Source organism: Pedobacter jamesrossensis, assembly GCF_042650905.1.
Classification (GTDB): Bacteria; Bacteroidota; Bacteroidia; order Sphingobacteriales; family Sphingobacteriaceae; genus Pedobacter; species Pedobacter jamesrossensis.
Genome location: NZ_JBHSBY010000144.1, coordinates 1 through 26117 on the forward strand (window position 1 = coordinate 1; position 26117 = coordinate 26117).

Annotated in this window: 19 protein-coding genes; 4 read left to right on the top strand and 15 right to left on the bottom strand. The window is 35.9% G+C overall.

The genetic code is table 11. From position 1 onward, the window contains the following. Positions 1–112: 112 nt before the first annotated feature. The 9 genes from ACFOUY_RS19250 to ACFOUY_RS19290 all read right to left on the bottom strand — a co-directional run bounded on the left by ACFOUY_RS19250 (position 113) and on the right by ACFOUY_RS19290 (position 17530). Positions 113–2659, bottom strand: a complete 2547-nt coding sequence (locus tag ACFOUY_RS19250; protein WP_378962899.1) for an ATP-dependent Clp protease ATP-binding subunit — start codon at positions 2657–2659, stop codon at positions 113–115. A 599-nt stretch (positions 2660–3258) separates the two neighbouring features. Beyond that, positions 3259–4134: an EamA family transporter gene (locus ACFOUY_RS19255; protein ID WP_378962900.1), complete on the bottom strand. Its 876-nt coding sequence runs from the start codon at positions 4132–4134 to the stop codon at positions 3259–3261. Positions 4135–4474: 340 nt separating this feature from the next. Next, a complete protein-coding gene (locus ACFOUY_RS19260) occupies positions 4475–8500 on the bottom strand; it encodes a two-component regulator propeller domain-containing protein (RefSeq protein WP_378962901.1) in 4026 nt (1341 codons plus the stop codon). A gap of 48 nt (positions 8501–8548) precedes the next feature. After that, positions 8549–9625, bottom strand: coding sequence for a glycoside hydrolase 5 family protein (locus tag ACFOUY_RS19265; protein WP_378962902.1), 1077 nt, complete (start codon positions 9623–9625; stop codon positions 8549–8551). A gap of 29 nt (positions 9626–9654) precedes the next feature. After that, positions 9655–10662 (bottom strand): glycoside hydrolase family 43 protein, encoded by a 1008-nt coding sequence (locus tag ACFOUY_RS19270; RefSeq protein WP_378962903.1) that lies wholly within the window; start codon positions 10660–10662, stop codon positions 9655–9657. A gap of 46 nt (positions 10663–10708) precedes the next feature. Further along, entirely contained in the window at positions 10709–11791 is a 1083-nt protein-coding gene (locus tag ACFOUY_RS19275; RefSeq protein WP_378962904.1) for a glycoside hydrolase family 43 protein, read from the bottom strand. 230 nt (positions 11792–12021) lie between these two features. Continuing rightward, on the bottom strand, positions 12022–13557 hold the full coding sequence (locus ACFOUY_RS19280) for a RagB/SusD family nutrient uptake outer membrane protein (RefSeq protein WP_378962905.1): 1536 nt from the start codon (positions 13555–13557) through the stop codon (positions 12022–12024). A gap of 17 nt (positions 13558–13574) precedes the next feature. Then, positions 13575–16742 (bottom strand): SusC/RagA family TonB-linked outer membrane protein, encoded by a 3168-nt coding sequence (locus ACFOUY_RS19285; protein WP_378962906.1) that lies wholly within the window; start codon positions 16740–16742, stop codon positions 13575–13577. Between the two features lie 536 nt (positions 16743–17278). Continuing rightward, on the bottom strand, positions 17279–17530 hold the full coding sequence (locus tag ACFOUY_RS19290; protein WP_378962907.1) for a hypothetical protein: 252 nt from the start codon (positions 17528–17530) through the stop codon (positions 17279–17281). Positions 17531–17982: 452 nt separating this feature from the next. Between ACFOUY_RS19290 and ettA the strand changes: the two genes are divergently transcribed. Further along, positions 17983–19662: an energy-dependent translational throttle protein EttA gene (ettA, locus tag ACFOUY_RS19295; RefSeq protein ID WP_378962908.1), complete on the top strand. Its 1680-nt coding sequence runs from the start codon at positions 17983–17985 to the stop codon at positions 19660–19662. Between the two features lie 40 nt (positions 19663–19702). On the opposite strand, the gene ACFOUY_RS19300 is transcribed toward ettA, so the two are convergent. The 4 genes from ACFOUY_RS19300 to ACFOUY_RS19315 all read right to left on the bottom strand — a co-directional run bounded on the left by ACFOUY_RS19300 (position 19703) and on the right by ACFOUY_RS19315 (position 22526). Next, entirely contained in the window at positions 19703–20407 is a 705-nt protein-coding gene (locus ACFOUY_RS19300) for an SGNH/GDSL hydrolase family protein (RefSeq protein WP_378962909.1), read from the bottom strand. A gap of 213 nt (positions 20408–20620) precedes the next feature. Continuing rightward, the gene (locus ACFOUY_RS19305) at positions 20621–20851 is read right to left on the bottom strand and encodes a DUF1456 family protein (RefSeq protein WP_378962910.1); all 231 of its coding nucleotides are present in this window, start codon (positions 20849–20851) and stop codon (positions 20621–20623) included. A gap of 98 nt (positions 20852–20949) precedes the next feature. Continuing rightward, positions 20950–22257, bottom strand: coding sequence for a DEAD/DEAH box helicase (locus ACFOUY_RS19310; RefSeq protein WP_378962911.1), 1308 nt, complete (start codon positions 22255–22257; stop codon positions 20950–20952). Positions 22258–22307: 50 nt separating this feature from the next. Continuing rightward, complete coding sequence (locus tag ACFOUY_RS19315) at positions 22308–22526, bottom strand: hypothetical protein (protein ID WP_378962912.1); 219 nt, start codon at positions 22524–22526, stop codon at positions 22308–22310. Positions 22527–22743: 217 nt separating this feature from the next. Between ACFOUY_RS19315 and ACFOUY_RS19320 the strand changes: the two genes are divergently transcribed. From ACFOUY_RS19320 to ACFOUY_RS19330, 3 genes are read left to right on the top strand one after another with little or no spacing between them, the layout of a single operon-like run. Then, a complete protein-coding gene (locus ACFOUY_RS19320) occupies positions 22744–23217 on the top strand; it encodes a ribonuclease H-like YkuK family protein (RefSeq protein WP_378962913.1) in 474 nt (157 codons plus the stop codon). A gap of 49 nt (positions 23218–23266) precedes the next feature. Then, positions 23267–23794 carry a TlpA family protein disulfide reductase gene (locus ACFOUY_RS19325; protein WP_378962914.1) on the top strand — a complete coding sequence of 176 codons (528 nt, stop codon included), beginning with the start codon at positions 23267–23269 and terminating at the stop codon, positions 23792–23794. Positions 23795–23825: 31 nt separating this feature from the next. After that, entirely contained in the window at positions 23826–24293 is a 468-nt protein-coding gene (locus tag ACFOUY_RS19330) for an SRPBCC family protein (protein ID WP_378962915.1), read from the top strand. A gap of 7 nt (positions 24294–24300) precedes the next feature. Here ACFOUY_RS19330 and ACFOUY_RS19335 read toward each other — a convergent pair whose 3' ends face one another. Beyond that, entirely contained in the window at positions 24301–24876 is a 576-nt protein-coding gene (locus ACFOUY_RS19335) for a DUF4468 domain-containing protein (protein WP_378962916.1), read from the bottom strand. Positions 24877–25064: 188 nt separating this feature from the next. Further along, the gene (locus ACFOUY_RS19340; protein WP_378962917.1) at positions 25065–26081 is read right to left on the bottom strand and encodes a porin; all 1017 of its coding nucleotides are present in this window, start codon (positions 26079–26081) and stop codon (positions 25065–25067) included. Between the last annotated feature and the right edge of the window lie 36 nt (positions 26082–26117).

Sequence of the window (26117 nt, forward strand, 5' to 3'; positions counted from 1 at the left end):
AATATCGATTGCTGAAACCGAAATAGCCAAGGGACAAAGACGTAAAATACAAAGCAAAAAAAAAGGGGGCCGTATCATAAAATTAAATTATGATACGGCCCCTTTAATTTTATTAGTTTGAAGAATCTTCCTTTTTAGGCTCTTCTTTTTTCTTTTCGCCTTTTTTATGAACGATACTAATTAACTCAGTTGTTTTATCGTAATCAATCTCTAAAACATCCCCTTCGGCTAATTCACCTTTCAAAATTTCTTCGGCAATTGGGTCTTCTAAATATTTCTGAATTGCTCTCTTTAACGGACGAGCACCAAAATTACTGTCAAAACCTTTATCAGCAATGTAATCTTTAGCATTTTCAGTTAACAAGATATCATAACCTAATGTATGAACGCGACCAAATAAAGCTTTTAATTCAATATCGATAATTTTGAAAATTTCATCCTTACCTAAGCTATTGAACACAACTACATCATCTACGCGGTTTAAAAACTCTGGCGCAAAAGCACGTTTCAAAGCACTTTCTATTACACCACGACTGTGAGAATCTGCCTGATTTGTTTTTGCTGTTGTAGAGAAACCAACACCTTGCCCGAAATCTTTTAATTGACGTGCACCAATGTTCGAGGTCATGATAATGATTGTGTTTCTAAAATCTACCTTACGGCCCAAACTATCAGTTAATTGTCCTTCGTCTAAAACCTGCAATAAAATATTGAATACATCTGGGTGAGCTTTTTCAATCTCATCTAATAAAATTACAGCATAAGGTTTTCTTCTAACTTTTTCAGTTAATTGTCCACCTTCTTCGTAACCTACGTAGCCTGGAGGCGCTCCCACTAAACGTGAAACTGCGAATTTCTCCATGTACTCACTCATATCAATCTGAATTAGTGAATCATCACTATCAAACATGAAACGAGCTAATTCTTTTGCTAACTCTGTTTTACCAACACCAGTTGGACCTAAGAAAATAAACGAACCAATTGGTTTTTTAGGATCTTTTAATCCAGCTCTTGTACGTTGAATGGCTTTGGTTAATTTCTTAATCGCATCATCCTGACCAATAATTTTCTCGGCCACTTTATCGTACATGTTTAATAACTTAACACTGTCGGTTTGGCCAACGCGTTGTACCGGAATACCAGTCATCATCGCTACAACCTCAGCCACGTTATCTTCTGATACTTCGTAACGTTTAGTTTTAGTTTCGGCTTCCCACTCCGCTTTAGCTTTGTCTAATTCTTCGATTAAATTTTTCTCCGTATCGCGAAGTTTTGCAGCTTCTTCATATTTCTGGCTACGAACAACTTTGTTTTTCTCTAACTTAATATCTTCGATTTTCGCTTCGATATCAATAATGTTTTGAGGAACGTGAATGTTCGTTAAGTGAACTCTCGAACCAGCTTCATCTAAAGCATCAATCGCTTTATCTGGCAAGAAACGGTCAGAAATATATCGAGATGTTAAAGTAACACAAGCCAAAATCGCTTCATCAGTATAAGTTACACCGTGATGTTCTTCATACTTATCTTTAATTCTGGTTAAAATCTCAACAGTTTCATCTGGTGTAGCTGGCTCAACCATTACCTTTTGGAAACGGCGGTCTAATGCACCATCTTTTTCGATATATTGGCGATACTCATCTAAAGTTGTTGCACCAATACATTGAATTTCTCCTCTTGCTAATGCTGGTTTGAACATGTTCGATGCATCAAGCGAACCCGATGCGCCGCCTGCGCCAACAATCGTATGAATCTCATCAATAAATAAAATTACATCAGTAGATTTTTCAAGCTCGTTCATCACGGCTTTCATACGCTCTTCGAACTGACCACGATATTTTGTACCGGCAACCAATGATGCTAAATCTAATGTAACTACACGTTTCCCAAAAAGTACACGAGAAACTTTACGTTGTACAATGCGTAAGGCTAAACCTTCTGCAATTGCTGATTTACCAACACCTGGCTCACCGATTAAAATCGGGTTATTCTTTTTTCTACGAGATAAAATTTGCGAAACACGCTCTATTTCTTTCTCACGGCCAACAATTGGATCTAAACGACCTTCTTCTGCGGCCTTGGTTAAATCGCGACCAAAGTTATCTAATACTGGAGTTTTAGATTTTATATCAGAAACCTTTTTAGGTGAACTAAAGCTTTCTTCTTCGCGATAATCATCATCGCCACCTGTTGATGCGCTGTTTGAAATATCATCTCTGAAGCCGTTCTTATTTACTTCTACTTCTTGTTTAAAAACATCATAAGTAACGCCGTATTGTAACAAGATTTGCGAGGCGATATTATCATCATCTCTCAAAACCGACAATAATAAGTGCTCGGTACCAATTAAATCGCTTTTAAATATTTTAGCTTCTAAGTAAGTGATTTTTAAAACTTTTTCTGCCTGTTTGGTTAATGGTATGTTTCCTAAATTAACTGTAACACTCGAAGTACCGCGAACGGCATCTTCAATTGAGCGGCGCAATTTACCGGTATCAACCCCTAACGATCGTAAGATTTTTATAGCCATTCCATCGCCTTCGCGGATGAGGCCTAATAATAAATGTTCGGTTCCGATGTAATCATGCCCTAAACGGAGAGCTTCCTCCCTACTAAAAGAGATTACATCTTTAACCTGTGGTGAAAATTTTGCTTCCATAATACCTTTCTTAAACAGCTCGCCTCTAAACTATAAAATTAATTATAAAAAGCGACTCTACTGTTTTGTTTATTTTATCAACAATTGCGCCATATAGGTGGATAAACAGGCTTTCGGATATCTAACTACCTAAAAATTACATTGCAAACATCATACTAACAAACTATTATTCGCTAAAATATACGTACGTAATAACTCTTTTATGGGTTTTAAAAAAAGCTGAAATCTAAATAGCTTCTAAATACGCCCTTTTGTCGGCTTATTGTAAGGATTTTTTAAGGCAATTTAACTGACAAATTGTTGCCTCCTGACCATGCAATTTACAAAATTTGACAGAAAAATAAAAACAACCTGACATGATTTAAAATAAATGAAGTAATAAAAATTAATATTGCCTTAAAAAATGGTTGCTCATATTATATGCTTACGAAATAAAGCATAAAAAGTTGCTTTTCTTTAGAAAAAAAAAGGCATTGTTGTTGAAGAGTAAGTCTTGCTAATATTACAATCTTTCGTTAAGCTTATGCTTAATTTAAAGATTGTGAACAAAAGAATTTTCACGAATATGGAGCTAAAAAAAACTATACAAGAAGCTAAACTTAACATTCTGGCACAACATGTTCTTGTTTCTTTCTTGTTAATGTAGCACCTGCACTAGCAATAACCACCAAAGCAACCGCAAGCCATTCGTAAAGAGAAAGGTATTCGTGCAAAAAAATCATCCCTGATAATGCTGCAGCTGCTGGCTCTAAGCTCATCAAAATGCTAAACGTTTTTGCTGGCATTTTACGCAATGCATTCATCTCCAAAGTAAAAGGAATGGCACTCGATAGTAAAGCTAAAGCTAAGCCTGAAAGCAGAAAACCAGGTCTCAAATTAGTTAAAAGTCCATCCCAAATTGCTATAGGCAGAACCAAAGCAGAAGCGAACAACATACCAATTGTAACAGCAGTTCCGCCATCCATTATTTTAGAAATTCGGCCACCCATAACAATATAACCTGCCCAAAAAGCACCAGCTAGTAATGCGAGTAAAACTCCGACTAAATCTACGCCGTCGCTACTCCAAGGTGCAATTAATACAATACCTAATGCAGCCAAAACCACCCAAAGAAAATCTAAAACCCGTTTAGATCCTGTTAGTGCAAGTGTTAGTGGCCCAATAAATTCGAGTGTTACACCTAAGCCCAACGGTATTCGTTCTATCGCTAAATAGAAAATGATATTCATTGCACCTAACATTAAACCGTACAACGATACGGCTTTCCATTGTGCCACGGTTACTTCTTTTAAATTAGGTTTATTAAAAATTGTAAGAATTACCGCAGATAAAACAATTCTAAGCGATGAAGTTGCCGCAGCGCCCAAAACAGGAAATATGCCTTTAGCAATTGCTGCTCCGCCTTGCACACTTACAATAGATACCAAGACTGCTGGAACGGGGGGAATTGTAAGGGTCTTCTTATTTGCAAACATTCAGTAGGGAAATTTTCTGCAAAAGTAACCTTTTCTAATAAGTCTATTTTTTTTATTTAAAAAGTTAACAGTAAATACGAGTGGCAAAGTTTTAATGCTTAAAAATTTACTTTATATTTGAGTCTAAATCATTTCTTATGTTATTATTTGCGGCTCCATTATATTTTATTGCCTTTATTGGTTGGTTAATTTATGCTTCTGTCGTAAAGAAAAACATTAAGCAAAATATGCAAATGGTTTATGTAGGGTCTTTTTTCAGTGTAATTTGGCTGGTTATTATAGCCATATCTGTTTAAAGTTGCTATCCTTAGCAACATAACTCTTTTATATTTCTCGCTCATTAAATCGATTCCTTTTTGTGCTTTTCTGCAAACTCTGTGGGTGTTAACTCGAATTGTGTATAGAAACATTTACTAAAATAAGAGGGTGAATTAAAACCCACCATATATCCGATTTCAGCAATAGTATATTCTTGCTCAACTAATAATTTAGCGGCAGTTTTCAATCTAATCAACCTAACGAATTCATTAGGAACATGCCCTGTTTTTGCCTTAATTTTTTTGTATAAACTCGATCGGCTCAAACCCACTTCTCTACCCAAATCTTCTACAGATAGTTGAGGATCGGAAATCCTGGCCTCGATAATTTCTGTAATCTTTTCCAAAAACTTTTTGTCCCTATTTCCACCAGTCAAAATCTCCGTTCCTTCTAAAGGACTTTGCGAAAATCTTTGCTTTAAGTTAGATTGCAACTCTAACAAATTTTTAACAGTTAACGAAAGTTGTTTCCATTTAAATGGTTTGGCGATGTAGGCATCGGCACCGCTTTCTAAACCTTGTATTTCGGCATCGGTATTGGTTTTAGCGGTTAGCAGTACTACAGGTAAATGACTATAGGCAATATCATTTTTAATTATTTTGCAAAGCTCAATACCATCCATAACGGGCATCATCACATCAGATATAACCAAATCAACCTGATGATTATCCAATTGTTTTAATCCTTCTTTTCCATTTTTTGCTCTTAAAGTAAAATAACCTTCAGCAGTAAAGCTTTTAGAGAGAAAATCCAGTAAGGCTGGATCATCTTCTACAACCAAAACCGTTTGTTGCCCTTCCCGTTCCTCATTCACCTCCTCAAAATCAATATGAACATCAAGATCGTTTTGCTTAAATGGAATGAGTACAGTGAATATGGTTTTTACACCTTCTTCGCTTTTTACATCGAGTTTTCCGCCATGTTTTTCACTAAGTGATTTGGCAAGCGCTAATCCAATACCTGTTCCACCTAAATTGGTGTATTGATGTTCTTCAGTAGAAACTTTAAAAAACTTTTTAAAAATCGAGTCCAACTGCGCATTTGGAATTCCAATACCGTCATCTTCTACACTAATGGAAATCATTTCCTCTCCATTATCTGCGATATGTATTTCATTTACTTTAATCGCTAATTTCTCCCTCGCGAACTTGAAAGCATTTATTAGCAAATTACTTAAAATCTTCATCAGTGCTTCAGGGTCGGCGTTTACATCCAACTTTTTGAAATGACTCACTACCGAAAATTCGAGTCCTTTTTTTTCTGCGATGGGCGAGAAACGATCGCGTATGGTGTTCACCAAATAAATTAACTCAATAGGTTCAGGGTGTATCTCAAAAATATCACTCTCAATGCGCCTAAAATCCAACAATTGATTAACCAGGGTAAGCAAACGATCGGAGTTCTCATCCATGACTTGCAGTTGATCCAAACTTTCGGCATCTCTATGTTTTTTAGATAAAAGTTTTTCCAACGGTGCAATAATTAACGAAAGCGGTGTCCGAATTTCATGTGCCATCGCGGTGAAAAACTCTATTTTCTGCTTGTAGAAATCCTGCTCATTTTTGTTTTTTAAACGTTCTAATTTAATTTCATTACGCTTACGTTGCTTTTGATAAACGTACCTACGCAACCAGAATGCACCAACAATAAAGGCAATCAGGTAAATGATATAAGCGGTTACTGTTTTATAAAACGGAGGAAGTATTTTGATTTTAATACTCGAAACCTGACCAATATCTCCTCCCAAATCATCTATTACTTTTACCTGAAACTGGTAATCGCCAGCCGGAAGATTGGTATAAGTTGCCTTTCTTTGACTGCCAACATTGTTCCAACTTTTATCAAATCCTTCCATTTTGAAAGCATATTGCAATTTATTAGGCGCAATAAAACTTAAAGAGGCATATTCAATACTCAAAACAGACTGATTTGAACGGAGTACAATTTCATCTGTATAATTTATAGAACGCTTAAGCGGACTGTTTTTGTCATTAAAATCAAGGTCTTTATTAAAAAGCTGAAAATTTGTAAAAGAAACTTTTGGGGTTGACACTGTTTTTTTTATCTGATCGGGATAAAAAGCATTGAATCCATTTATACCCCCGAAGTATAATTTACCCGATGAATCTTTGTAATAAGCTTTATAATTATATTGCTGACTTTGCAAATTATCCCATTTTCCAAAACTTCTTTTGGTTTTGGTTTTAGGATCGAATTCGAATACGCCATTATTAGTAGAGAACCACATTTTACCAGCATTATCTTTAATAATCCCGTAAATTACAGCACTTTTAATCCAGTTTTCATCATCGTAAACAGTGAATTTACCCGTTTTCTTATTCAGTACATTTAGTCCGCTTCCATCCGTTCCGAGCCATAAGTTGCCTAAACCATCATCGAACATGCAGATGACTTTGTTAGAGCTAATTGAGCCATTTTTATTTGAATAAGCATATTGAGTTAAATGATTATTCTGATCCATTTTAATCAGTCCATTATCATAGGTAGCAATCCAAATGACATTATCGGTATCCTGATAAACCTGATATATACAGCTCTTATCTAGATTTTTTCCTTTTATTCTAATGAATCGATCATTTTGCTGATCGTAAAGATTCAGTCCGGAAATAGTAGAAACCCAAATTCTACCCTGCCTATCTTCTTCAATAGAATAAACACTATTATCGCTTAGTGTGCTCGCATTTGCGGGATCACTTTTATATCTTTTAATTTTCCCTGTGGATGGATTAAGCACGTTAAGCCCTCCAGTGTACATTCCAATCCAGATATTTCCTGATTTATCTTTATACAATGCATGAATATTGTGGTACGACAAGCTGTCTTGACTGCTCGAGAAAGGAAATTTTTTGAATGTTTTATCAGCAGCGTTAAAGTAATTTAAGCCACCATCTTCTGTCCCAATCCAAATATGTCCTGGTTTGGTTTCTAAAAAAGCGCTAACTGCATTTCCAGAAAGAGCGTTTTTAACGCCCGAAGGGTAATAAAATTCAAACCCAGAACTTCCTTCGTGGTAATAATTTAATCCTCCAAAGTAAGTTCCTACCCAAATTCCGCCTTCTTTATCCTTAAAAACATTATAAACCGCATCGTCATTAATACTAAATGGATCGTTGTTTTTATTTTGATAAACTGTAAAACGGTTATTCTTTCTATCGAAAATATTTAATCCTTTTTCCGTTCCTAGGCAAATATATCCTGGCTTTGGCTCGTAAACTGTCCGTACAATATTATCGCTGATGGAATTGCCTGCCGATTTTTGGTATACAGTAAAAGTATTCGAGCGTTTATTCCAAAAATTCAGACCTCCGGCCATTGTACCAATCCAGATGTCTCCACCAGAATCTCTATATAAATCAAGAATAACATTGCTTGAAAGACTGCCCTTTGATGAAGAAGAAGTATATCGGCGGATTTGATTCGTAGTAGGATTTAATACATCAATTCCTTTTCCGTAGGTTCCCATCCAAATCTCTCCGGCATTATCTTGCAGTAGCTTAGGTACCTCGTTTGATGATATTCGGGGTGTTGAGGAAGTTGAAAAATGCTTTATTTTTTGAGTTTGGGGTGAGTAGCAAAACACGCCCTTCTCTTTAGTAGCTATCCAGATGTTGCCATCTTTTGCTTTGATGATATCATTGATAAAAAAATGTTGTAATGGTTTAAAAAGTGTGAATTTTTCGGTTTCCAGATTAAAAATATAAATACCTTCATCGGTTCCTATCCAAAAAGTTTTTAAATCGAATTTGAATATTTTTCTGATAAAGTTATTACCCAAACTTCCTGAAACACCTTTTTGATGTTGAAAAGATTTAAAATCGTAACCATCAAACCTGCTTAGTCCATATTTGGTGCCAAACCACATATAACCTTGTTCATCCTGCTCTATATCCCAAATGGTGTTGGCGCACAAACCATCAGACACCGTGTAGTGCTTAAAAAATATTTTTTGTGCTTGTGTAACTTGTGCTATAAAAACACTAAAAAAAAGTAGCAGGACTAATGTCCTGCTTAATTTTTTGTCTTTCATAAATGTTAGATAGGATAGCCAATATAACAATCTTACCTTTTTGAATTACTATTTGATATCATTTAGTTTTTTAATCAACTCAACCTCTTCTTTTTTGTAAGGGCTTCCATCTTTTCTAAAAACTTCGTGAAACCATTCTTTAGGTTCATCTCCATTTGGAAGGGGTGTATCCCACGCATATTTGGTGTTAGATTTGCCATCAACTAATCCCCAGTTTATCGCACCAATGTTTTCTTTTTTCAAAATAGGCATTACATTTTCAAAGCGACTGCCTCTTGTACGAGCCATGTATTCAGTACAGATCATTGGTCTGCCGTGAGATCTTAACATATCAATTACCCTTTGGTGCCATTGTGGCTCCTCGTAATCATGGTAAGTAATCACATCAGAATTTAAGGCCTGAAACGCATTTAATTCTTTGTAATCCCATGCCCAAAGACCTGCACTAATGGGTTGATCAGGATTAACAGCTCTCGCCCACGTAAATACACTTTTTAATAGCGGATAAGAAGTGGTTAATTTACCTGAGTTGCCAGGTTCGTTGTATAAATCCCACAACAAAATGCGCTTATCGGTTTTAAAATGAGTCATTACATCTTTCACATATTTTTCAAGTGCCGGAAAATTTTCTTCTTGCTTTGAATCTGGATCACCGGGGTCCTGAACCCACCCAGAATTGTGAATACCTGGTTTTGGAGCAGGCTGTTTTCCAATTTTAGCTTGCTTGTTCCAGCAATCATCAAAAAACACAAAAATGGTTTTAATTTTATGTTTATCGGCGATGGTTAAGTATTGATTCATTCTCTTTTTAAAACCCGCCTGATCTTGTTTCCATGCCAAACTGTGCAAATAAACTCTCATTGTATTGAAGCCAATACTTTCAGCCCATCCTAATTCTTTATCAATGGTTGCAGGATCGAAGCTGTCAGCTTGCCACATTTCCAATTGATTAATGGCTGTACTCGGAAGAAAATCTGCACCGTTTATCCATTTGTATTGTTTATACCATGCATTGGCTTTTTCTATAGACCATACTTTTCCAACGATTGGTGTAGGTTCCTGAGCATTTGCGACTGCTGAAATGCTCAACAGCGCAAGGAGTAAATAATTAAAGTATCTTTTCATAATTGATTTTAATCTTCGGCACTTGCCGACTAATATTTATTTTTTTGAGAAGGAATTTTCAACTCCTGACTGGTTTTAACCGGAATACCGAAATTTGGAGAACCATCTGAATTCCAGGTAAATTTCTGAGCTCTTGGTGAACGCTGCCCTCCGCAACCCTGGCCTGGGCCAGAATTTGCATGGTACAAAATCCAATCTTCTTTTCCATCAGGAGATTTAAAAAACGAATTGTGGCCTGGAGCATATACCCCATTTTCTGGTGATTGTTTAAATACAGGTTGCTTACTTTTCTCCCATGACGCCGCATCTAAAATATTTTTGCCTTTAAGCGTTAACATGCCCAACGCGTAAAAATCTGTCCAGCAACCACTGGCTGAGTATATCAAGAAAACTTTTCCATTGTTCATTAAAATTTGTGGCCCTTCGTTTACATCAACATGTGGTGGATTATTTGGATCGTTTAAATCACCGTGTTTTTCCCATTCAAATTGTGGTGTAGAGATTTTATGTCTTTCTCCTTCAATGGTCCAAGGGTTTTTCATTTTTGCAATATAAATTTCTTGCTTTTGGTTGATGTCTCCCTCCCAACCTGCCCAAACCATATAAAGCTGTTTTTGATAGGTAAAAACCGAACCATCAATAGCCCATTTATTAGTTTCATCGCCCACTTTACCTTTAAAAACCCAGTTGCCTTTTAATGGATCTTTTGATGAGTTTTCTAACACATACATGCGATGGTTGTTATTATTACCATCATCTGCAGCAAAATAAACATACCATTTACCATTAATGAAATGTATTTCTGGTGCCCAGAGCTCTTTGGAATAAGCTGTATTTGCAGGCGGAACAAAAATGGTTTTCTTTTCTGCTGTTTTAAGTTCTGCAAGGTTTTTGGTTTTCCAGATAACTATTTTATTCTGCGTTGTGTTGGTATAGTAGTAATAGCCATCTTTATAAATACTCCAAGGATCTGCACCCGATGGCAGCAACGGATTAGTGAATGTTTGTGCCCAACTTATGTGAGTAATAAACATCATTATGCAGATAAACGCTATCCGTAATTGATAATTTTTTGTAGTCATATTACTTTTCTCCTGAAGGTATATTAACTTGTAAACCAGTTGCTACAGGTACCCCAAAATCAGGAGAACCATCTGCTTTAAAAGTGAATTTTTGCATGCGAACATTTCTTTTATCGGCACAGCCTTGGTTGGTAGCAGAGTTTGCATGATAAATGATCCAGTTCTCTTTACCATCTGGCGATTTAAAAAATGAATTGTGCCCAGGACCAAAAGCATTACTTTGAGGTTGTTTAGTAAAAACAGGCTGGGTAGATTTTGTCCAGTCTTCTTTTACCAATGGATTGCCACCAGCTTTTAAACTTAACTGGCCCAAAGCATAATCATCCGTTCCGCAATAACTTGCAGAATAAATTAAAAAAACTTTATTATCGGGCGATATTAAGGCTTGCGGTCCTTCATTTACACCAAACCCATTTTTTTCCCATGAAAGTTCAGGCTCCGTTAATTTTGTAGCTGTTCCTTCCAATGTATATGGATTAGTCATTTTAGCGATATAGATATTTTGTGTCAAATTCACATTGGTTACATCTGGCCTACCACACCAAATAAAATATCTGCTTCCATTTACTTCCAAAACCGAACCATCTATTGCCCATAAATCTGCACTTGGACTAAAAATTTTACCTTTATCAACCCATGTTCCGGTTGTTGGATCGGCGCTACTGTTTTCTAACACCCAGGTTCTCTGGCTAATATCAGTACCATTACCCGCGGTATAATAAATGTACCATTTACCATCAAAAAAGAATAATTCTGGTGCCCAAACATTTCTTGAATTAGGCGCCCCTGCAACTGGCGTAAAAACAGTTTTAGGAATTGCTGAGCTTAATTTAGACATAGCTGTTGTGCTCCACAAGTTAATTGAGCTTCCATTGGTTTGTAAATAATAATAAACCCCATTTTTTTGAAATACTGATGGATCAGCCCCGTTCATTAACGGATTTGCAAAAGTGCTAACTGTGGTAACGGGTAGCTCAGGGCTTGGAGTAGGGCTACTCGATTTTCCGCAAGAAATGGCTAAAGAGACCAAAATCACCCGCGTAATCATGTGCAACTTTAATCCATTTGGTTTTCGATTTTTCATAATAGGACGTATTTAAAAAGGCTCTCAGAATAAAACATTCAGCAATTTTAAAAGAATTAAATTTGGCACTATCGTCATGCTACCATCGACTGGGCATCATAATGCTTTAGTAGGAACTTATTTGAACCCTTTCTATCGCTTTAAGATTCCCTTTTCAAGGGAAGGACGAACTGTCGAAATATTTATTCTGTTAAAAAATCTTTTAAATTATTTTGAGAGCCTTCTATGAATTAATATTTTGGATTTTGCGTTAAATTTGAATTTAAGTCGATATCACTTTGTGGGATTGGATACACTTCATGTTTACCAACGATAAATCCTGCAAAATCAGCATCTCTAGTTGCCAAAGCTGGGCTTAAATCTCCCCAACGAACTAAATCGGCCCAGCGCCATCCTTCACCTGCAAGTTCAGTTAATCGCTCATGTTTTAATTGAGTTAAAAACGGTGCTTGGCTTAAACCTGGTTTAGCGGCACTTAATGTTGCCAAGCCAGCTCTTTGCCTAACCCTGTCTACATAAGGATAAGCCTCTGCTGTTCTGTTTAAACCGTTTAAACATTCTGCATACATTAAAAGAACATCTGCATAACGAATTAAACGATAATTATTTGGAGAGCGAAATCCCTCCTGATTTTTCCAGTGATCATTTAATAATTTACGGAACCATACCTTATTTGCATCTGGCCCATTGCCATAACGACTTTGGAAAGTTTGGCCATATACCATTGTCGCTGTTGGACCAGCAGGATCTGCATTGTTAAAAATAAACGATGCAGCTAAACGTGGGTCTTGAGCGTTTGAAACTGTTTTTTCTTGTAAAAACTCGTCAACAACCCATCTACGTGCACCACCATCAGAGAACCCTACTCCCGGCGGAGCAAAGAACTGAGAAATTGATGTACCTGTATTGTTTATTCTTGATTCATCCACATCATCATCAGTACTTTCCGATTGATTTTCGCTAAACTGAATTTCGAAAATTGATTCGCTGTTATTTTCTTCGGTAATGATGAAATTATCGCGATAATCGGCAGTTAAAGTATAAGTATTACTTCCTGCTCCGGTTACCAAATAGGCAAAAGCATCTCCAGCTTGTTGATACATTTTTTGCTGAAGATAAGTTTTACCTAAAAGCGCATAAGCTGCCCCTTTTGTTGCCCTGCCTAAATCAGCCGCAGCATAACTTACTGGCAAATCAGCTATGGCTTCGGTTAAATCTTTAGCCACCTGAGCATAGGCTTGTTCGGTTGTTGCATTTGCCGGAACATCTTTAGGCTGAGAAGGTGTTAACATTAACGGCGGGCGACCATAATAAAGCGTAAGATTGAAATAAAATAAAGCCCTTAAAAACTTTGCCTCTGCAATAATTCTTTTCTTATTTGTTTCGTTCATGCTTATAGCAGGTACATTTGCAATAACCTGGTTGGCTCTGAAAACGCCAACGTATAACGTTTGCCAGGTTTGAGCAGTTAATCCGTCATTATAATTGGTTTGATTAAAGCGCATCAAGTTATTCAATCCGCCATCTCCACCAGATCCAAAACCTTCGTCAGATTTTAAAATTCCGTGATAAAACATCCAGCGGGAATATAAACTGGCTGTGCGATAAAAGGTACTATAAACTGCATTAATGCCTTTAGTTGCATCTTGTTCTGTTTTCCAAAAACTAGATATGGTTGGGGCATTAGGGTTAACCGCATCGAAATCTCTTTTACAACCAGATATGACAATAAACGACGCTGCTAATATGATGATATATTTTTTCATGATTTTTTATATTAAAATTAGAATCCTACGCTTAAACCAAATGAAATTATTCTTGATGATGGGTAGTTTCCATTATCTACTCCCGGCTCAAGATTTGGATTTGCGCCAACTACGTCAGGATCAAGTCCGCTGTATTTAGTAATGGTAAATAAGTTTTGGCCGCTAAAATATAATCTTGCACTGCTAACATTCGCTTTAGAGATTAGTTTTGCAGGTAAGCTGTAACCAAGTTCTACATTACGCAATCTTAAAAACGAGCCATCTTCAATCCAACGGTCGGTATTTCCTCTTGCATTTTCGTTAATACCTCTATCATTTGCGGCGAATTGATATCCTAATCTAGGGAAAGTGGTATCGGTATTGGTAGGTGTCCAAGGGTTAATAGCTCTCCTGTAGTTGGCGTCTCCGTAACTATCCAACTCTCTTAGTACATCGTTATATAATTTTTGCCCGAAAGCGCCATATAATTGGATAGATAGGCTGAAATCTTTATACCTCGAATTAAATTGTAAACCAGAGGTGAATTTTGGAAATGCAGAACCCGCAAATACACGGTCCTTATCATTAATATCATCATTTGTACCCCCATCAAATGTGTTTACATAACGAATGTCGCCTGGTTTGGCATAAGCACTCTGGGCTTTATGAGCATTAATTCCTGCCTGATTCTGGAAAATACCATCCGTTTTCAATACATAATATTCGCCAATTGAACGGCCCACTTGTGTTCTGGTATTACCTGATTGAATATAATTTTTTGGTAATCCGGTATCTAAATCAATACCTAAATTACCCAATTCTAATACTTTATTTCTAACCACGCTAATGTTGGCAGCGATATCCCATTTAAATTCGCCTATTGAACTCGGGCGATAGCCTAAATTTAATTCAACACCTTTATTTTGGATTGAACCAATATTAACAATCGGATCTCCCTGTAAATTACCTAAGTATCCTGGCAATGGCTGACTTAATAAAACATCTTCCGAAACCGATTTAAATACATCAAAATTAACAGTTAACTGGTCTTTGAATAATGATGCATCAAAACCTAAATTGGTTGTTTTTTTCTTTTCCCATCTTAAATCGCCCGAAGCTAATTTAGCCTGAATAGCACCCGGATTGGTTACCTGCCCACTGCCCAAAATCACATCTGGCGCCTGGTTTAAGAAACCAATGTATTGGTAAGGACTTAAGGTATTTACACCCAATGCACCATACGATGCCCTTAGTTTTAAATCTGAAACCCAATCTACTTTAAAGAAATCTTCTTTTGAAATTCTCCAGCCTAAAGCTCCAGAAGGGAAATAACCCGTTCTAAACTGAGGAGAGAAACGTGAATCTTTATCTGCCCGGAATGTAAAAGTTACCAGATACTTATCGTTGTAAGTATAATTTAATCGGCCTAAATATGAATTTAACAAACTTTTAAACAAAGTTCCTGATGAGGTACGACCTTCGCCCGCAGTAGAAGTTAAAGTACCAAAGTAATCGCCTCCAAATTGTGCAAGTTTAATGCCGCTACCAAAAGTATTATCTGTTTGTGTAGTTTGTTCGGTATAACCCACAACACCATTAATGCTGTGTTTACCTAAAACATAGTTGTAATTTAAAGTATGCTCTAACAAATAACTTAAAAATTGAGAGCGGTTATCGCTTAACTGGCTAAAATCTGGCGATTGGTTTTGATACCAGGAACCATCTTTTCTAATCGATTTACTTTTATCGAAACTCGTTTCGATACCTGCGTTAAACTTATAGTTTAAGCCCTCGATAATTTTAAAATCTACGTAAGCGTTACCCAAAATTTTTGCAAAATTTGATTTAACTGAAGTGATGTTCGCAATGGCTACCTGGTTACGCGAAAAAGTATTGATGCTCGCATTTGAGCCGTAACCCCAACCTCCAGGATTATTCGTACTGATTAAAGCGTTATCCTGAACTGGAATTAGTGGTACACTGCTAAACATATCATACCAGGGATTTCCGGCAAATGCCCCTCCCTGAAATGGTGATTTTGAGGTAGAAGAAGAAATGGCAATGTTCTCTCCGAATTTGAATCTTCCTTTAGTGGTTTCGGTATTTACCCTGAATGATGCACGCTCAAATTCTCTTGCAATTAATACGCCTTTATCTTTGAAATAACCACCTGAAATGAGGTATTTGGATCCATTACCACCACCAGAAACACTAGCATTGTAATCTTGTACCGAACCAGTTCTCAACGTTTCATCTACCCAATCGGTATTTACACGACCATTATAGTTAGCAATACCCGGCTGAATGGCAATTCCAGAAGCCTGATAAGCCCGGGAGTTGGTAGCTGCATATTCTGCTGCATCCATCATATCGTAAGTTTTTGGAACTTGAGATATGCTATACCTGGAAGTAATATTAATTTTTGCTGGTCCTTCTTTACCTTTTTTGGTTGTAACTAAGATTACACCGTTACCGGCTCTCGAACCATAAATTGCAGCGGCAGAAGCATCTTTTAAAATCTGAATATCCTCAATATCGTTCGGACTAACCGTCGTGTTTGGATCGGCAATCATACCATCAATTACATAAAGAGGGCTCGCATTTCCAAATGTAGCTAAACCACGGATGTTTACCACAGCCTCTTGTCCTGGGGCACCTCCGTTTCTAACTGAAACTCCTGGTGTTTGTCCTTGAAGCGCCTCTGGTAGCGAACGCGAAACCAGTCTTTCGGTATTACCTGTATTAACAGATCCGGTTGCACCAGTTAAATCCTTTCTTCTTATGGTTTGATAACCAATAACCACAACATCATCTAATGCTGTGTCTGATGATTCTAAAATAATATTGAGAACCGGGTTTGAACCAACAACAACCTCTTTTGAATTAAAGCCGACATAGTTAAAAACCAAAGTTGCATTTTCTGGTACTGAGATGCTATAATTTCCATTAGTGTCAGTCATCACCACTTTCCCTCCACCTTTTATACTTACAGAAACCCCGGGTAGTGTTTCTCCAGATGCCGATTTAACAGTTCCTGTAATTTGAATATCCAATTTGTTTAGTGTAATTACTGAAGCATTCATTTTAGATATTGAGCCGTAACCTGGAGTAATCATTGCAGCCATTACTAGCGGTAGTGCAAAAATCCATTTGATGTTACTGACCTGATGTACATGAAATAATTTGAGTAAATTTCCTTTTTTCATAATGTTTACATTTGGTTTTGGTTAGTTGATTTTTGTTTGAACAGACCTTTAAAAGGACGGTCTTTTAGCAAGATTGATCGGCTTTCTTTCATTAATGATAAATAAGTTTATATTGGTTAGTAATCGCTAAATCTTTGGGAGATTCAACACAAGCAATTTTAGAGATTTACAAATAAATTAAGTGTAAAATTTGTTTCTAAATCTATAAAAAATGTGGATTATAAAAACAAAAAAGCCTCTAGAAAACCTATAAAGCACATTTTACCAAAAGGGAGCTCTAAGGTTTCTCTTTTGAAAATAGACGACATAAGACAATTCGACAGACTCCGTAACAGGATTACCCGTGATGAGTTTAGTATCGTCCTTACTATAAAACCTAGGTTAATTTGTTAAAGGAGGTGAGTTGATAAGATAACATTTCTTCTTTAAGTTTTTGTTCAAGGGTATCAACCAATTTAAAGGCTGTTGATATACCTTAACGTGGGTTAAGAATTGAAGTTTCTTCAAGAAATGCAAGCACAAAAAAAAGATGAGGGTCAATCATAGATATAGTCGTGCAAACTATTCCACTTATCAATTCCCATTTTCATAGCTTCAACAATATTATTAAATTTATGTCTACTCATCTTGCAGCCAGCCATCATCTGATACTCGCCATTTAAAAGTTGAATATAACCCCTAAATACCCCATCAACTGTAATCCTGAAAATAGAATCAGCATCCTTAACCTCGCCTATAACAATTACACTACTTCTCACTAATATTATTCTTTCGGGCGTTAAATACATCGTATTATAAAAAAAATTAAATGGGGTAACGATTTAAAAATCTGCCCTAAAACTAATAAAAACAATATTAATTTCAATTAGTAAATTTTATATCAATTATTTTTCTTCGTTATCATTTTTTATAGCGTTTTCACTCCGATTGCCTCAAAACCTTGAAGCAATATTGATTTCGTTTTTGTTGTCACATTAATGCCACTAAGCCTTTCGACATTTTCGATAACACCGACAACACAATAATTGCAATCTCTGCCAACACATTAAAGATTGCAAAGGTTTCTTTTAAGTTAGAAACCTGAAAGTAATGTATCGATAAATAGTACTTTAAGATTTTTGTTTACGTTGTCTTCATAAATCTTCATCTTTAGCTTTGCAACTCAATCTGTGTATCTTTCTCGAAAACAAGTTTCCATTTCATTTGAAATTAAGCATCTTTGCACAAATAAAATTTCATAATGTCTGACGAAAAAATAATCTTTTCAATGGCTGGTGTAAATAAGATTTACCCACCACAAAAACAGGTTTTAAAAAATATTTACTTATCATTTTTTTACGGTGCTAAAATCGGAGTTATCGGTCTAAATGGCTCTGGTAAATCTTCTTTACTTAAAATTATTGCAGGTTTAGATAAATCTTACCAGGGTGAAGTTGTTTTCTCGCCAGGTTATTCGGTAGGTTACCTAGCTCAGGAACCTATTTTGGATCCTGAAAAAACGGTACGCGAAGTTGTAGAAGAAGGCGTTACCGAAGTAACTGCAATTTTAAAAGAGTACGAAGAAGTTAACGAGGCTTTCGGTTTAGAAGAAAATTATTCTGACCCGGATGCAATGGACAAATTAATGGCCAGACAAGGTGAGCTTCAAGATAAAATTGATGCTTTAGGCGCATGGGAAATTGACTCGAAACTAGAGAGAGCAATGGATGCTTTGCGTTGTCCAGACCCGGAAACTAAAATTGGTGTATTATCGGGTGGTGAACGCCGCCGTGTTGCAATGTGTCGTTTGCTTTTACAACATCCTGATGTTTTACTATTAGATGAGCCTACCAATCACTTGGATGCGGAGAGTATTGATTGGTTAGAACAGTTCTTGAAAAATTATGAAGGTACAGTTATCGCCGTAACTCACGATAGATATTTCTTAGATAATGTTGCCGGATGGATTTTAGAATTAGATCGAGGTGAGGGTATTCCTTGGAAAGGAAATTACAGCAGCTGGTTAGATCAAAAAGCCAAACGTTTATCTCAGGAAGAAAAAACAGAAAGTAAGCGCCAGAAAACTTTAGAACGCGAGCTTGAATGGGTACGTATGGCACCAAAAGCCCGCCATGCAAAATCCAAGGCTCGTTTAGCAAATTACGATAAATTAGCATCAGAAGATGGCAAAGAAAGAGAAGACAAACTGGAGCTTTTCATTCCTGCCGGACCACGTTTGGGTAATGTAGTTATCGAAGCAACGAATGTTACCAAATCTTATGGTGATAAGGTTTTATTCGATAACCTTAACTTTTCACTTCCACCAGCAGGCATTGTAGGGATTATCGGGCCAAATGGTGCTGGTAAAACCACTTTGTTCCGTTTAATTACGGGTCAGGAAGAGGCAGACAATGGAACTTTCCGTGTAGGTGAAACTGTAGAATTGGGTTATGTTGACCAAATGCACAATGATTTAGATGCGGATAAAACGGTTTACGAAAACATTACTGATGGTTTAGATAACATTCAATTAGGCACTAAAGCAGTTAACGGTCGTGCTTATGTTTCTAAATTTAACTTTAATGGCGGCGACCAGCAGAAAAAAGTTGGTATTTTATCTGGCGGAGAACGTAATCGTGTTCACTTGGCAATTACTTTAAAGAAAGGCGCAAACGTACTTTTACTCGATGAGCCAACCAATGATATTGACGTAAATACTTTACGTGCCTTAGAGGAAGCATTAGAAAACTTTGGCGGTTGTGCGGTAGTAATTAGTCACGATAGATGGTTCTTAGATAGAATTTGTACACATATTTTGGCTTTCGAAGGAAACTCAGAAGTTTATTTCTTCGAAGGAAATTACTCTGATTACGAGGAAAACAGAAAGAAACGTTTAGGTGATGTAACGCCAAAACGAATCAGATATAAAAAGCTTGATTAATAAAAAACTCCCGATGGAAATCGGGAGTTTTTTATTGCTATTATTTACCTATTACTTTTTTTATCGCAGCATCGGTAACTACTTCCATTACTTTATATCCGGCTAGGTTTGGATGTACGCCATCGGTTGTATATTCTGCTTTTTGTCCGTTTCTTTCATCCACCAGAGGCGTAAAATAATCTAAAACTGCAAAGTTTTTGGATTCAGCATAAGTAACAATTGCTGCATTAAGGGAAATAATTTGCTCAGCAGTACCTTTAAGCGCTTTATTCCACGGATATTCATAAATAGGCAAATACTTACAAAGAATAACCTTTATATGGTTCTTTTTCGCCAACTCAGCCATCGATTTAATATTATTAAGGATTGTTTCATTTGAGACATGCCCTTTATTCCCTGCCAAGTCGTTGCTTCCTGCTAAAATGATAACTGCTTTAGGCTTCAAATTAATAACATCTTGCCTGAAACGAATTAATAACTGCGGCGAAATTTGTCCGCTTATTCCCCTGTCTATATATGCATTGTTGCTAAAATAATCCGGGTCTTTTTGTTTCCAGAATTCGAAAATGGAGCTTCCTAAAAAAACAACCCGCTTCTCTCCTTTTCTGGGAAGACCAATAGAATCATTTTCTTTTTGATATTTACTCAACCTTGCCCAATCATCAGAAAAATCTTCTTTTACAGCTTGCCCGTATAAACTGTAAGTACTTATCAGAAAAACAAAAAGGGATAATCTTATTTTCATATGTATAAAATCATTTTCAATGGTTATGAAGCTATCATGATTTTATTCATTGGTGTTTGTGGTTGGCAAAATCATGATGGTTTCATTTGATAATAATAACATTACCGTCTTTCCCACGCAGGTGGGAATCTTAAAACATTAAACTATACTTTGCTTTAGGATACCCAATTGAATTGGGTATGACGAATGGTTAAAAAAAAACTTATTGTTAAATTATTTTTTCTCTTCTCTCGGCCCTCTTTTATAAATTACTAAGCCGTTTAAGAAATTACGAAGAATCTGGTCGCCACAAGGTTTAAAGTTTTCATGGTCATCATTTCTGAATATATCGCCCAATTCTGCTTTGGTAACCTTAAAACCTACCAAATTGCAAATGGTAATTATATCTTCTGTTTTTAATGAAAGCGCTACTCTTAGCTTTTTTAATATATCGTTGTTACTCATAATTATGAAATTATTGAATGAGAGAATTATTTAATGATTAAAATTAGGATTTATACGGCTAACTTGATTACCCAAATTTATCGAACAATCGAACTACCTTAACTCGCTACTTCAAGTTTTAGTTTTTTACCTTTTATCTTCTCACCACTTAAAGCTTTTAACAGTTTATCAACTCTGTTTCTTTTAACCGCTACATAACTGGTTGTATCTTTAACTTCTATCAAGCCTAAATCTTCTTTATCCAAACCGCCTTTTTGCAAGAATAAACCAACAATATCAATCTTATTAATTTTATCTTTTTTACCGTTTGCAATGTATAAAGTTACCCAATCGCTCGCTTCCGGCATTTTATATTTATCGCCAAGTTTTTCTTCCTCGATATCTTCTGGCAGATATTTATAATGTTCTTCATCGGTTAAAACAGCATAAGCAGTGCCTTTTGCATTCATTCTGGCGGTACGTCCGTTACGGTGAATGTATGCATCCTCTGTGTAAGGAAGTTGGTAGTGTACAATGTTTTCAACTTCTGGAATATCTAAACCACGGGCGGCCAAATCAGTTGTTACTAAAATTTTATGGCTTCCGTTTCTAAATTTAAGTAAAGCCTTTTCTCTATCAAATTGTTCCATGCCTCCATGAAAAACATCGTGTTCTAATCCATGTTGAAAAAGTAAATCGCTAATTCTATCTACAGTTTCCCGGTGATTACAGAAAACAAGGGTATTCTTATTACCAATTTTGCTTAACAATTTAAATAAAACATCAAGCTTATCTGCAGCAGTTGGCGCAACAACTTTTCGTAATTTTAAATCGGGTTTTACTTGGATATCTTTAGAAAAATCGACTTCCGCAGGATTTGTTAATTTAACGAATGCAGGAATTTCTTCCATTTTTGTGGCAGAAGTAAGAATTCTTTGCTTAAGAGATAATAACGAACCGATGATGTAAGACATGTCTTGCTCAAAACCAAACTCCAGCGATTTATCAAACTCATCAAGAATTAAAGTTTGAACGAAAGATTCATCAAAATTTTGATGCTCTAAATGGTAGGCAATTCGCCCTGGTGTACCAATTAAAACAGCGGGTGGATGTGCAAGGTTATTTTTTTCGATGCGAACGGCATGACCTCCGTAACAGCAATTTACTTTAAAAGAAGTGCCCATCTGTTTAAAAACTTGCTCAATTTGAAGCGCAAGCTCACGCGAGGGAACCAAAATAAGTGCTTGAACACCTTTTATATCAGATTTTAAGCTCGATAACAAGGGCAGTAAAAACGCAAGTGTTTTACCTGAACCCGTAGGTGCAATTAAAACAACATCTTTACCAGCTTTTGCTGCCTTAACTGATGCATTTTGCATATCGTTAAGCGCAGTAATATTTAATCTTTTAAGCGCATTTTCTATCATTACCCCCAAAGGTAATCATTTCTGCTTGTTGCGCTCTAAACAAGGTTTAATTAGAATTTCAAAAACCTTCTTTTCAATCTTTTTAATACAGAAAAGTTTAATCTTTTCTCTAATAACATTAACATCTTGCCTCTTTGCGACATAGAATTCGTAACTTTCTCATTAACAGCATCAACTGAAGAAATAATTGTTTCTGCAAGTTCACCTGCAAATTTATTAGCACGACTTTGTTGTAGCAATTGAAGTTCCTGGATTAATTCAGCTTTCATAATAAAAACGATTTGTTTAAATAATAGATAAATGTAACGTTTAGCAAACTAAAATTGTTGTAAAAATATCAAAACAATTAACAAAATGCTTTTAACTTGTTGATAACTAAGTTTTTGTTAGCAAATAAACAATATCGACTTAACACGAATTTAATTTTTAGCGCTTATTTTTATAAAAACCTGATTACCATTTGTTAACCTCAAAAAAACACAGTGTATGACATGGAAAAAATTTAGTGGCGAAGTAATTCAATCTTCTATTCTGGAAGAAGTAGAACAGGCAATCATCAGAGAAACAGAAAACGGTTATAAACTTAAAGTTTGCATCGGAACTGATTCGCAGGTTAAAGGCTTGATTACCGATTTTGCAACAGTTATTGTATTACTAAGAGAGCATCATGGAGGCTTTATGTATATCCATCAGGAAAAATCAAACCAACAGGTAAGCATTAAAGAAAGGATGTTAATGGAAGTTCAAAAATCCATTGAAACGGCTTATTCAATTTGCGATTTGCTTGACATTTACGATGTAGCACTCGAAGTACATGCAGATATTAACACCAATCCATCATTTAAATCGAACAAGGCTTTAAACGACGCAATGGGCTATATTTTAAGCATGGGTTTTATTTTCAAAGCCAAACCCGAAGCTTTTGCAAGCTCTACTTGTGCCGATAAAATGGTGCATTAGATTTGAATAAAATTTTATTTAGGAGTATCTTTAAAGTATAAAAACTTACATGAAAAAGATATTCCTATCACTATTTACCTTATTAATTACGGTTTCAGTTTTCGCACAAAGTGAAGACAAAGATACTTATACTAAAATCGGCGATGAAGCGCCATCGTTCAGCTTTGAAATAGAAAAAGGAAAAACAGTTAATATTGCCGATTACAAAGGCAAGTTGATTTTGATAAACCTGTTTGCTACATGGTGCCCACCTTGCAATGTAGAATTGCCTTTGGTTCAAAAAAACATTTGGGAAAAACATAACGACGATAAAAACTTCGCTTTCTTCGTTTTCGGCCGAGAAGAAGGCTGGGATAAACTGATTCCTTACAAAGCTAAACGAGGCTTTACTTTTCCAATATTGCCAGATTTGGATAGAACCATATTCAACAAATTTGCAAAGCAATCTATCCCAAGAAATATTTTAATCGATGAAAATGGCAAAATCATTTATCAATCTATGGGTTACGAAGAAAAAGAATTTGAAGCCTTGGTTAAATTAATTAATGATAAACTGAATTCAGCTACAACAAAATAGTTCTTGGGTTGTTGTGCCTTAAATATATAACTTGAAAACTTACCGCTTAGAATTTTCGCAAAAAATACCAGTTGATTTAGATACAGCCTGGGATTTCTTTTCATCGCCACTTAATCTTTCTGAAATTACACCTAAAGACATGACTTTCGATGTGACTTCACCAATTTCTAAAGACACCAAGATGTATCCTGGAATGATTATAACCTATAAAGTTTCGCCTTTGTTGGGTATAAAGTTAAACTGGATGACAGAAATCACGCATGTAAAGGATAAAGAATATTTTATTGATGAGCAGCGGTTTGGTCCGTTTGCATTTTGGCACCACAATCACAATTTTGAAGCTATTGAAGGCGGCGTTTTAATGCACGATATTTTACACTATGCAATCGGCTGGGGACCAATTGGTTTAATTGCGAATAGCATTGTTGTAAACAATAAGATAAATGGAATCTTTAATTTCAGATACAAGAAAGTAGAAGAGCTATTCGGCAAAATTTAATTCTTCACTACCACTTCTTAGTAGAAATTGTTTCTGTCTTTTTACTTGGCTTTACAGCTAAATTAGTAGACAATGCTTTCTTAAAGTTTTCTGCAAGTTTAGCTGTTTTTGCATAGGCACTTTCTACAATATCTTTCCATTCGCCTGCATTTAGCTTACCAGGTGTTTTTTCTAAAGGGGTTGCAATTTTGGTTGTTGCGACATAATTACCATATCTGTCACGTCCATAAGGAATATATTCAAAATTGCTTAACCAATATCTGTACTTTTTATCTCTTGCCTCAAATGTTAAAGTATAATTCACTTCTCCGCTTGGATGCCCGGCAACCAGAATTGTTTTATCAATAACCATTTTTCCTTTAGCCAATATTGATGTATCAGTAGCACTTTCTTTCACTATTGATTTCTTGTAAAGACTCAAAAAAGAAGCAGCCCTGAGCATCAAACTATCTTTGCTAGTTGTTTTTGCATCTACAACTTCATAGTAAATGTATCTACCATTATCATCTAAAGAAAATTGCTTTTGCTGTGCGGCAACCTTTAAAGAAGAAATTGCTAATAATAAAATCAATGTGTATTTCATACTGGTAAATATTTAATAGACTACCTAAGAAGCAAAATCTCAAATGTAGTAGCGCAATAATAGCAATAGATTTTTAAAAATACTTTTTTTAATCTGTGCATCTGTGGCAAAGAACAGAAGCAAAACTTAAAGGTAATAAAAAGCCTCCGGCTAAAAGCCGGAGGCCAAATTTCGAATTGAATTATTTCTTAAAAAGCATAAACAGCTGCTAAAGAAAACTGACCTGCATTTGGAGCAGCACCACCTGTTTTGTTTAAGAATGGTTTATCGCCATTATGGTCTAATCTAACCTCTGGAATAAAAGTTAAACCACCAGACTTAATGTTTGCGGTAAGCGTTAAACCAGTGTAAGAAGTACCTGGTGTAGCACCAACATCTTTATACTTAAAATACTCACCTCTTAAGCCTAAAGTCACGGCTTCAGCTACAGCAATTTGAGGGTATAATGCAACACCAGCATAGCCGCCTGCATCATCTGCCATATCATAATTAGCTGCATTTAAACCCAATTTAAAAGCTTTTGTAATTTGATAAGAAGTTGTTAAATCTTCTATTGTACCGTAGCCAGAAGGATCTGCACCTGATAATACATTCAAGTAAGCTGTCCAGCCTTCAACAGGAGAAACCATTAACTGACCACCAATACTAGATACACCACGAGTTGCGCTGTAAACATTCCAATCGTTAAATAAACCAGCCATTAAACTCACTTTATCAGAGAATTTATAGGTTGCTTTAATACCTGCATTTTGGAACGGACCGTTTGTAAATAAATAAGAGGTTGAGTAGTTAAAGTTTCCTACCGGAGAAATAACTTCATAACCGATAAACGTACCCATGTAACCTGCTGTCATCGAAAATTTATCCGAAAAATCATAATTCACATATAAATTCTGGATATGAAATGATGAACCACCATCAGCAGCATCGGGAATAGATTGAGTTTGACCACGAGGACCAAAAGAAATCTCACCAACAAATGATGCTTTTCCTGTTTTTTTCTTTAATACTAAATCTAGCATCCCTAATGAAACTGAATTATGGTCAGAAGCAAATGAGGTTGGGATATTCGACATTTTGGCAAAATCGTATTTGTAATAAGTATCAACCGAACCTGAAAATTCAAGTGGTGATGTTGGCGCCTCTTGCGCCAGGGCACACGTAGTGCTAGCTATACTAAATATAGCGGTTAAAAGTTTCTTCATGTTTGAGCTTATGAAATGGTTTAGATATAAATTATT